General features: G+C 69.3%; 9 protein-coding genes. 8 read left to right on the top strand and 1 reads right to left on the bottom strand.

Annotated features, from left to right (window positions below; genetic code table 11):
- Positions 1–175 precede the first annotated feature (175 nt).
- A complete protein-coding gene (gene purB, locus CKO28_RS12540; RefSeq protein ID WP_200341124.1) occupies positions 176–1,471 on the top strand; it encodes an adenylosuccinate lyase in 1,296 nt (431 codons plus the stop codon).
- Between the two features lie 275 nt (positions 1,472–1,746).
- Here the strand turns inward: purB and CKO28_RS12535 are convergent, their stop codons facing one another.
- Positions 1,747–2,070 carry a DUF1476 domain-containing protein gene (locus tag CKO28_RS12535; protein WP_200341123.1) on the bottom strand — a complete coding sequence of 108 codons (324 nt, stop codon included), beginning with the start codon at positions 2,068–2,070 and terminating at the stop codon, positions 1,747–1,749.
- 149 nt (positions 2,071–2,219) lie between these two features.
- Between CKO28_RS12535 and CKO28_RS12530 the strand changes: the two genes are divergently transcribed.
- The 7 genes from CKO28_RS12530 (at position 2,220) to CKO28_RS12500 (ending at position 9,007) form a co-directional block, all read left to right on the top strand.
- Positions 2,220–3,026 (top strand): NRDE family protein, encoded by an 807-nt coding sequence (locus CKO28_RS12530; protein ID WP_200341122.1) that lies wholly within the window; start codon positions 2,220–2,222, stop codon positions 3,024–3,026.
- 311 nt (positions 3,027–3,337) lie between these two features.
- Positions 3,338–4,099 carry a phosphoribosylaminoimidazolesuccinocarboxamide synthase gene (gene purC, locus CKO28_RS12525; RefSeq protein WP_200341121.1) on the top strand — a complete coding sequence of 254 codons (762 nt, stop codon included), beginning with the start codon at positions 3,338–3,340 and terminating at the stop codon, positions 4,097–4,099.
- Positions 4,100–4,133: 34 nt separating this feature from the next.
- Complete coding sequence (locus tag CKO28_RS12520; protein ID WP_200341120.1) at positions 4,134–5,351, top strand: AMP-binding protein; 1,218 nt, start codon at positions 4,134–4,136, stop codon at positions 5,349–5,351.
- 101 nt (positions 5,352–5,452) lie between these two features.
- A complete protein-coding gene (locus CKO28_RS12515) occupies positions 5,453–5,986 on the top strand; it encodes a PAS domain-containing protein (protein WP_200341119.1) in 534 nt (177 codons plus the stop codon).
- 103 nt (positions 5,987–6,089) lie between these two features.
- Positions 6,090–6,467: a PAS domain-containing protein gene (locus CKO28_RS12510; protein WP_200341118.1), complete on the top strand. Its 378-nt coding sequence runs from the start codon at positions 6,090–6,092 to the stop codon at positions 6,465–6,467.
- Positions 6,468–6,644: 177 nt separating this feature from the next.
- On the top strand, positions 6,645–7,271 hold the full coding sequence (locus CKO28_RS12505) for a Tll0287-like domain-containing protein (RefSeq protein ID WP_200341117.1): 627 nt from the start codon (positions 6,645–6,647) through the stop codon (positions 7,269–7,271).
- A gap of 407 nt (positions 7,272–7,678) precedes the next feature.
- Positions 7,679–9,007 (top strand): ATP-grasp domain-containing protein, encoded by a 1,329-nt coding sequence (locus CKO28_RS12500; RefSeq protein WP_200341116.1) that lies wholly within the window; start codon positions 7,679–7,681, stop codon positions 9,005–9,007.
- Positions 9,008–9,049: the final 42 nt, after the last annotated feature.

Here is a 9,049-nt window from a genome sequence, read left to right as displayed (position 1 = left end):
GCGGGTTCCCTCCCCTTCGAGCGAAGGGGAGGGAACCCGCCGATACGTCCGCCAATCTAACGACAAGCTAACGCGCGGCGCGGCAGCTTGACAGGGGCGCGCTCCCCGGGCTTTGGTCCGCGCCACCCGACCCGCCAAGTCACCGTGCCCTGCCAGCCGACGGAGCCGTTCGCCGATGATCCCGCGCTATTCCCGCCCGGAGATGACCCGCATCTGGGAGCCCGAGAACCGCTTCCGGATCTGGTTCGAGATCGAGGCGCACGCCTGCGACGCGCAGGCCGAGTTGGGCGTGGTTCCGCATTCCGCCGCCAAGGCGGTCTGGGAGAAGGGCAACTTCGAGGTGCAGCGGATCGACGAGATCGAGCGCGAGACCCGGCACGACGTGATCGCGTTCCTGACCAACCTGGCGGAATACGTCGGGCCGGAAGCGCGCTTCGTGCACCAGGGCATGACCTCGTCCGACGTGCTCGACACCTGCCTCGCCGTGCAGCTGACCCAGGCGGGCGACCTGCTGTTGCAGGGCCTGGACCGCCTCTTGGCCGCGCTGGAGAAGCGGGCGAAGGAGCACAAGGACACCGTCTGCATCGGCCGCAGCCACGGCATTCACGCCGAGCCGACCACCTTCGGCCTCAAGCTCGCCAGCCACTACGCCGCCTTCGACCGGGCGCGCCAGCGCCTGGCGAACGCGCGCGCGGAGGTCGCGACCTGCGCGATTTCGGGCGCGGTCGGCACCTATGCGGCGATCGACCCGTACGTCGAGGAGTACGTCGCGCGCGAGATGGGCCTGCAGCGCGAGCCGATCTCCACCCAGATCATTCCGCGCGACCGCCACGCCATGTTCTTCGCCGTCCTGGGTGTGGTCGCGAGCTCGATCGAGAACCTGGCGACCGAGATCCGCCATCTGCAGCGCACCGAGGTGCGCGAGGCCGAGGAGTTCTTCCACGAGGGCCAGAAGGGCTCCTCGGCGATGCCGCACAAGCGCAACCCTGTGCTCTCCGAGAACCTGACGGGCTTGGCGCGCACCATTCGCGCGGCCGTCAACCCGGCGCTGGAGAACGTCACCCTGTGGCACGAGCGCGACATCTCGCACTCCAGCGTGGAGCGCGTGTTCGGCCCCGACGCGACGATCGCGCTCGACTTCGCCCTACACCGGATGGCGGGGGTGATCGAGAACCTGCTGGTCTATCCCGAGCACATGCAGGCCAACCTCGACCGGCTGGGCGGGCTGGTCTACTCGCAGCGCGTGCTGCTCGCCCTGACCCAGGCCGGGATCAGCCGGGAAGACGCCTACCGCCTGGTGCAGCAGAACGCCATGCAGGTCTGGCAGCAGGGCGGCGACTTCCTGTCGCTGCTGAAGGCCGACCCGGAAGTCAGCGGCAAGGTCGACGCCGAAACCCTGGACGACTGCTTCGACCCCGGCCACCACACCAAGCACGTCGGGAACATCTTCGCGCGGGTGTTCCCGGATTGAGGGGGTAACGCCGCTCGCCGGGTCTCACGGGCGCAGCGGCGCGTTCCCTCCCCTTCGCTCGAAGGGGAGGGCCAGGGTGGGGTAGGTCTGCACGCTGTCGCAGTTGCGATGCCGCGGCTACCACCTCACCCTAGCCCTCTCCTCCCAGTGGATGAGAGGGAACCCGCCGCGCCACCCTGCCTCGCTTAGCAAGCGGCCGCCGGGACACGAAAAAGCCCCGCCGACTTTGGGATCGACGGGGCCTCAACACGCGCGCGCGCAGCCGCGCCGACCGCCTACTCGTCCATCACCTGCTGCTTGGCGTCCTCGAAGCATTCGCCCAGGCGCTTGTGCAGCCGGTGCTCCGACAGCTCCGACAGGCCCGCCTCGTCGACGTCCTTCTTGACCTTGTCGATCACGTCCTGGTCGCCCGGCATCTGCATGTCCGCCTTGACGACCGAGCGCGCGTACTGCTGCGCCTCCTCGCCCGTCAGGCCGAGCTGCTCGGCGACCCACAGGCCGAACAGCTTGTTGCGCCGGGCAATCGTCTTAAAGCGCAGGTCTTCGTCGTGCTTGTACTTGTTCTCGAAGGCCTCTTCGCGGTCCTTGAAGCTGGTCATGCTGGCGCGGTCTCCAGGCGTTGGATTGCCCCGTGCGGCGGGGCGGTGATACGTCCCATCCAATCTTATAACGGCTCGCCGGTCCAAGGTGAACCGCCGAAGCAGACGGACCGGCTGAAGCTCACGCGAAACCGAACGGGAGTATGGATATGTGCACCGCCGTGGTGCTGCGCCGGCCGGGCCACGACTGGCCGCTGGTCGTGGCGACCAACCGGGACGAGATGCAGGCACGGCCCTGGCAGGCGCCGGCGCGCCACTGGCCGGAGCGCCCTGAAGTCGTGGCCGGCCTGGACGCGCTGTCGGGCGGCAGCTGGGCCGGGCTGAACGACTGGGGCGTGGTCGCGGTGGTGCTGAATCGCTACGGCTCGCTCGGCGCGGACGCCGACAAGCGCAGCCGCGGCGAGCTGGTGCTGGAAGCCCTCGACCACGCCGAGGCGCGCGAAGCCGCGAAGGCCCTGCGCGACCTCGAGCCCGGCGCCTACCGGTCGTTCAACCTGATCGTGGCGGACGCGCGCGAGGCGTACTGGCTGCGCAACCTGGGCGACGGCGAAACCGCCCACGGCGGGCCCGCCGACACCGTCGAGGTGCAGGCCCTGCCGGAGGGGCTGTCGATGATCGCGGCGGGCGACCTGAACGATCCCGGGGACACCCGGGTGCGGCGCTATCTCGACGCCTTCCGGCAGGCGCCCGCGCCCGACCCCGGCAGCGGCGACTGGTCGTCCTGGACCCGGTTGCTCGCCGACCGCACGCAAGACCCCGAGCGGGGCCCGGCCTCCGCGGCCTGCTTCATGCAGGACAGCGGCTTCGGCACCCTGTCCTCCAGCCTGATCGCCCTGCCCGCGCCGCCGCAGACCCTGGACCAAGAGCCGCGCCCGGCGGAATACCTGTTCGCCCCCGGCCCGCCCAGCGACACCCCGCACCGCCCGGTGGACGCGGTCGGCCGCACCGGAGGGTAGTGGGACTGTCGGTCGAGCCGCACACCCCTCTCCTTTGAGGGGAGAGGGCGGGGCCCGCGACCCGAAGGGCCGTGGGAGGGTGCGGGTGGGACTCCTCGCCGTGCGCCGGGGAATCCCACCCGCACCTGTTCTCTCCGCTCGAGGGAGAGCGACCCGCCGAGGCGACGTTGCGATCCCGCGCGCTGCCCCCGGCCCCGCATCCCCAGCGCGTTTGTATCCTGGGGGTGGAGTTGGTATAGACCGCCGGTCCGTGCACGCCCGGAGCCGTGGGCTGGACGGCGCACCCCCGCGCGAAGGCGAGCAACACACCCATGCGACGCAGACGGATTTACGAAGGCAAGGGCAAGGTCCTGTTCGAGGGTCCCGAGCCCGGCACCCTGGTGCAGTACTTCAAGGACGACGCGACCGCCTTCAACAACAAGAAGACGGGCACGATCACCGGCAAGGGCGTGCTGAACAACCGGATCAGCGAGTTCATCATGAGCCGGTTGAACGACATCGGCGTGCCCACCCACTTCATGCGCCGGCTGAACATGCGCGAACAGCTGGTCCGGGAGGTCGAGATCCTGCCGATCGAGGTGGTGGTGCGCAACGTCGCCGCCGGCTCGTTCGCCAAGCGCTTCGGCCTGGACGAGGGCGGCCGGCTGCCCCGCTCGATCATCGAGTATTACTACAAGTCCGACGCGCTGGACGATCCGCTGGTCACCGAAGAGCACATCACCGCGATGGGCTGGGCGGCGACCCAGGACCTGGACGAGATCATGCAGATGGCGCTTCGGGTGAACGACTTCCTGCAGGGCCTGTTCGTCGGCTGCGGGTTGAGCCTGGTCGACTTCAAGCTGGAATTCGGCCGGCTGTGGGAGGACGAGGAGATGCGCCTGGTGCTGGCCGACGAGATCAGCCCGGATTCCTGCCGCCTGTGGGACGTCGAAAGCGGCGAGCGGATGGACAAGGACCGCTTCCGGCGCGACCTGGGCGGGGTCGAGGAGGCCTACCAGGAGGTCGCGCGGCGCCTGGGCGTGCTGCCCGAGGCCGGCCCCCTGGACCTCAAGGGGCCAAAGACCGTTCAATAGCGACAGGTTCGTCTGCCCATCTCCCTTGGGGACCATGTCCGACGCCCCGTCGCTGCCGCCCTGTCCGCCGCTCGACGCAACCGACGCCTGGCGCGTGCTGGCGAGCACGCTGGCTCACGCCCCCGGCTATTTCACCGGCGGCGCGCCGCCGCTGCACGCGCTGAACCGGGCGCGGCGGCTCGACGAGGCCGACCTGGGCGCGGACTCGCTGTCGCGCCTGCAGCTGGCCGAACGGGTCGCCGACCTGTTCGAGCTGCGCCGGCTCGGCCGCGAGGACCTGCTGCTCGCCCGGCGCGAGCTCGGCAGCTGGCTCGACCTCGCGGCGGAAAGTTGGGCGCTGGGTCCGGAGCGTTTCGTCTTCTACTCCTCCGGCAGCCAGGGCGAGCCCAAGCGCGTGGTCCACGCGGCCGCGCACCTCTGGGCGGAGGCTCGGGTGCTGGCCGGCCATCTCCCCGGGCGCCGGCGGATCATTTCCCTGGTGCCGGCCCATCACATCTACGGCTTCATCTTCACGGTGCTGCTGCCGCGCGCGCTGACGGTGCCGGTGCTCGATCTGAGCGCGGAGGGCGCCGACGGCCTCGCCCGGCACCTCGCGCCGCGCGACCTAGTGGTCGCGGTGCCGGAGGTCTGGCGCTATCTGTCCCGGGCGCTCGCCGACGTGCCCAAGGGCGTGGCCGGCACCTCCTCCGCCGCCCCGCTGGACGCCGGGACCGCCCGCGCGCTGGTGGCGGAGACCGGGTTCGCGCGGATCGTCGAGATCTACGGCTCCAGCGAGACCGCCGGGATCGGCCTGCGCGACGAGCCGGACAAGCCGTTCCAGCTGCTCGATACCTGGAACCCGGGCGACGCGGTGGCGGACGACACCCACACGCTGGTCCGCGCGGCCGACGGCGCGCACATCGACGCGCCCGATCACCTGCGCTGGGAAGGGCCGCGGCATCTGATACCCACGGGCCGGGTGGACGACGCGGTGATGATCGCCGGCGTCACGGTCCACCCCGACGCGGTCGCCCGCAAGCTGGCGAGCCGGCCGGGCGTGCGCGAGGCCCGCGTGCGCCCCAGCGGCCGCCGACTGAAGGCGCTGTTGGTACCGGAAACCGACACGGACTGGGCGGCCGTCAAGCAGGATGTGCGCGCCTGGGCCGAGACCGCGCTGGCGCCGGCCGAGCGGCCGACCACCTATACCCTGGCCGCCTCGGTGCCGCGCGACGCGCTGGGCAAGGAAACCGACTGGCTGCCCGGGACCGATTGACGCAGCGTCACGGACCCCGGGCTCGATTTTTCGGTGCGCCCGGGTTTTGCGCACCCTCTCACCCCGCCGCCATCGTATGGTAGTTTTGGATCGGAAGCTTATTGGACTTCGAACGTCCACTGCCGCGCGGCAGCCGTGCTCAGCAACGACAGAGCCCCTCCTTGGACCAAGCCGCCGTCGATAAGACCTTCGGGAAACTGCGGGCCGACGCCCTGCGGGAGCTGGCCGACTATTGGCTGGCCCGGCGCGGCGACGCGGCGATGCCGCGGCGCGCCGATATCGATCCGATGGCGCTGGGCAGCCATCATCTGCCGCGGCTGATCCTGGCGGACGTGCTGCGCGAACCGCTGCGTTTTCATTTCCAGCTGGTCGGCGAGCAGCTGGAACACCAATTGGGCGGACGCTTTACGGGCAAGACGATCGACATCAGCGCCGGCGCATTCTTTAAACCGTACCAGGCGGTCGCCACGCAGACCCGTCCGATCCGGGAATTCATCCGGTACGACTTCAACGACGGCGATCCGGCCGGCGCGTTCGAACGCCTGCTTCTGCCGTTGTCCGAGGACGGCGAAATGGTGACCATGGTGTTCGGGGAAGCCATCTACACGCGGCTGATCACCCGGGAAGGCCTGTAACCTGGTTTATTGCCGCGGCGCCGCCGGACCGCTACAGCGCGGGAGCCGCCGGCGGGGGACCGGCGCAGTTTACTTTGATTGGCTGAAAGACAGGGCACCCGACATGACCGAAATCGACTTCGGCGACCCCAACCTCGCAAGCCGGCTGGACGCGATGAGCCAGGCGGAGCTGGATGCGCTGCCGTTCGGCGTCCTCAAGTTGGACGGCGACGGCCGTATCGTCGGCTACAACCGGATCGAAGGGGAGATTGCAGAAGTCGACTTCGCCCAACAGATCAATCACAACTTCTTCACCGAAATCGCGCCCTGCATGGACAACCCCTTCTTCCGCGGCCGGTTCGAGGAGGGGATCAAGGCCGGCGGCCTCGCGCTCGACTTCGAGTTCGAGACCGACATGGACCCGCGGGCCGAACACATCCGGGTGCGCATGCTGACCTCCAACACGCCGGGCGAATACTGGGTGGCGATCAAACGGCTGTAGCGCCGCGACCGCCCGTCTCCCGCCCAGCCCGCCGCGCGCCCAGCCCATCTCGCGTCGGACGTGGGCGACGCCCCGTGGCGAATCGCCGCGTCGCCAGGCCGCTTTGCCTGATATATTCGTTCGTGCGAATGTTAGGGCAGCGAATCTCGCCCCATGCACACCCCTTGGGAGGGTTCTATGACGACGCGTCTTTTGCGCACGACGACGGCGGCCCTGGCGATCGCGGCCGGCCTGGGGCTGGCGACCGGTCCCGGCGACGCCCGGGCGGACCCGGCGCAGGCCGCAACCGGCCAAGTGCCGGAGGCTGCGATTCAGGAAGCCCGCGGCCTGGTGAGGTCGTTCTCCGCCAACCTGAAAGGCGAACTGCAGGCAGCGATCCGGGAAGGCGGCCCGGCGCACGCGATCGGCGTCTGCCGCGAGGCCGCGCCGTCGATCGCCGGCAACTTATCGGAAACGCGCGGCTGGGCGGTCGGCCGGACCGCGCTTCGGGTCCGCAACCCGCGCAACAGCCCGAGCGTGCGCGAACGCGCGGTGCTGATGGACTTCAAGCAGCGCCATGCCGCGGGCGAAAGCCTCGAGACGATGGAAAGCGCCGCGGTGATCCAGCACGGCGGCCGGCGCTACCTGCACTACATGAAGGCGATTCCGACCCAGCAGGTCTGTCTCGCCTGTCACGGCAGCGCGGTGAAGGAGAACGTCAGGCAGGCGATCGACGCGCAATACCCCGCCGACGCCGCCACCGGCTTCGAGCCGGGCGACTTGCGCGGCGCCTTCACGTTCGTCAAGCCGCTGCCGGGCAAGTAGCGGATCCCGACGGAGACGACCGCCCCGCCGATATGGGGCAACGCTGGGTCCGCGCCCATTTGGATAGATTTCTTTGGATTGAGCAGTGCCGGCGCCGCGGCGCGCGTCGGCACCCCGGCCCGCGGCCGCTCCCTTGCGTGGCCAGCGGTTCAAACACGTTGAACCAGGCTTTTTTGCGGCGTCGGACACCGAAGGTGTCCACGTCGACCGATCCCGCGCGGGCGGCCGGCAAGCTGTGCAAAACGCTGCTTTCGAAGGAAAACCGACCCCGTCCCGACGCCCGTTCTACCCCAGCCACGCCGATCCCGGGCGCGGGCGCCGCCACGCCGGTGCGGTTGACCCGGCGGCGCCGGCCCGGCAACCGTTCGCGGCACCGTTCACCGTGTCGAAGGGAAGCCGCGGCCCCCATGAGCAAGCATATCCACGTCGTTGGCCTGGACGCGTTCAACGGCACCAAGCTGCAGCGGATCGACGTACCGGAAGGGCTGCAGGTGCACGCCTTGATGGCCTACGACGAGGTCAAGGGCCAGGACACGATCGACTTCGACGCCCTGCTGCAGACCGCGAGCCAGCGGCTGCGCGGCAGTAACCAGCCGGTCGACGGCGTGATCGGCTGGTGGGACTTCCCCACCACCTCCCTGGTGCCGCAGATCTGCCAGCGCTTCGAGTTGCACGGCGCGAGCCTGGAAAGCGTGCTGAAGTGCGAGCACAAGTACTGGTCGCGCCTGGTCCAGCGCGAGGCGATCCCGGACTACATCCCGCAATTCTGCGCGGTCGACCCGTTCCACGAAGATCCCAAAAGCCAGCTGACCCTGGACTACCCGTTCTGGATCAAGCCGGTGAAGGGCTTCGCCAGCCAGCTCGGCTTCCGGATCGGCTCGGACGCCGACTTCGACAACGCGATCCAGATCATCCGGCGCGAGATCGGCCGGCTGGGCGATCCGTTCGACGCCCTGCTCAGGAAGGTCGACCTGCCCGACGCGGTCGCGGCCGTGGGCGGGCACTTCTGCATCGCCGAGGAGATCATCGGCGGCCGGCAGTGCACGCTCGAGGGCTACGTCCACGACGGCGACGTTCAGATCTACGGCACGGTGGATTCGATCCGCTTGCCCAACCGCTCGTCGTTCCAGCGCTACCAGTACCCCTCCCGCCTGCCCCGTCGGGTGCAGCGCTGGATGGAGGCCGTGGCCAAGCGGATCATGATCCACATCGGCTACGACAACGCGACCTTCAACATGGAGTTCTTCTGGGATCCCAAGCGCAAGAAGCTCTCCATGCTTGAGATCAACCCGCGGCTGTCGCAGTCGCACGCCGACCTGTTCGAAAAGGTCCACGGCGTGCCGCACTTCCAGATCATGACCGACCTGGCGCTCGGCCGGGCGCCGCACTGGACCGGGCGCGAGGGCGACGCCAACTGCGCCGCCAAGTTCTTCATCCGCCGCTTCTCCGACGCCCGCGTCACACAGGTCCCGGACGCCGAGACGATCCGGCAGATCGAGGCCGACTTCCCCGGCTGCCAGATCGACGTGCGGGTCAAGCCGGGCACGGTGCTGTCCGACCTCAAGGACCAGGACGCCTACTCCTACGAACTGGCCGACGTGTTCATGGGCGCGGCCAACCAGCAGGAGCTGCTGCGCAACTTTTCGGCCGTGCGCAAACGCCTCAAGTTCCGCTTCGCCAAACCCACCAAACAACGCCGCCACCCGGATCCGGAGGAGGCGGGCAGCATAACCTGAAGCAACGCCGCCACCCCAGGCACGGTTGACAGGTGAACACAG

Origin of the sequence: Rhodovibrio sodomensis, from assembly GCF_016583645.1 — a bacterium.
GTDB lineage: Bacteria > Pseudomonadota > Alphaproteobacteria > Kiloniellales > Rhodovibrionaceae > Rhodovibrio > Rhodovibrio sodomensis.
Note: the sequence above shows the minus strand (reverse complement) of the source record. Positions and strands in the feature narration are given on the sequence as shown.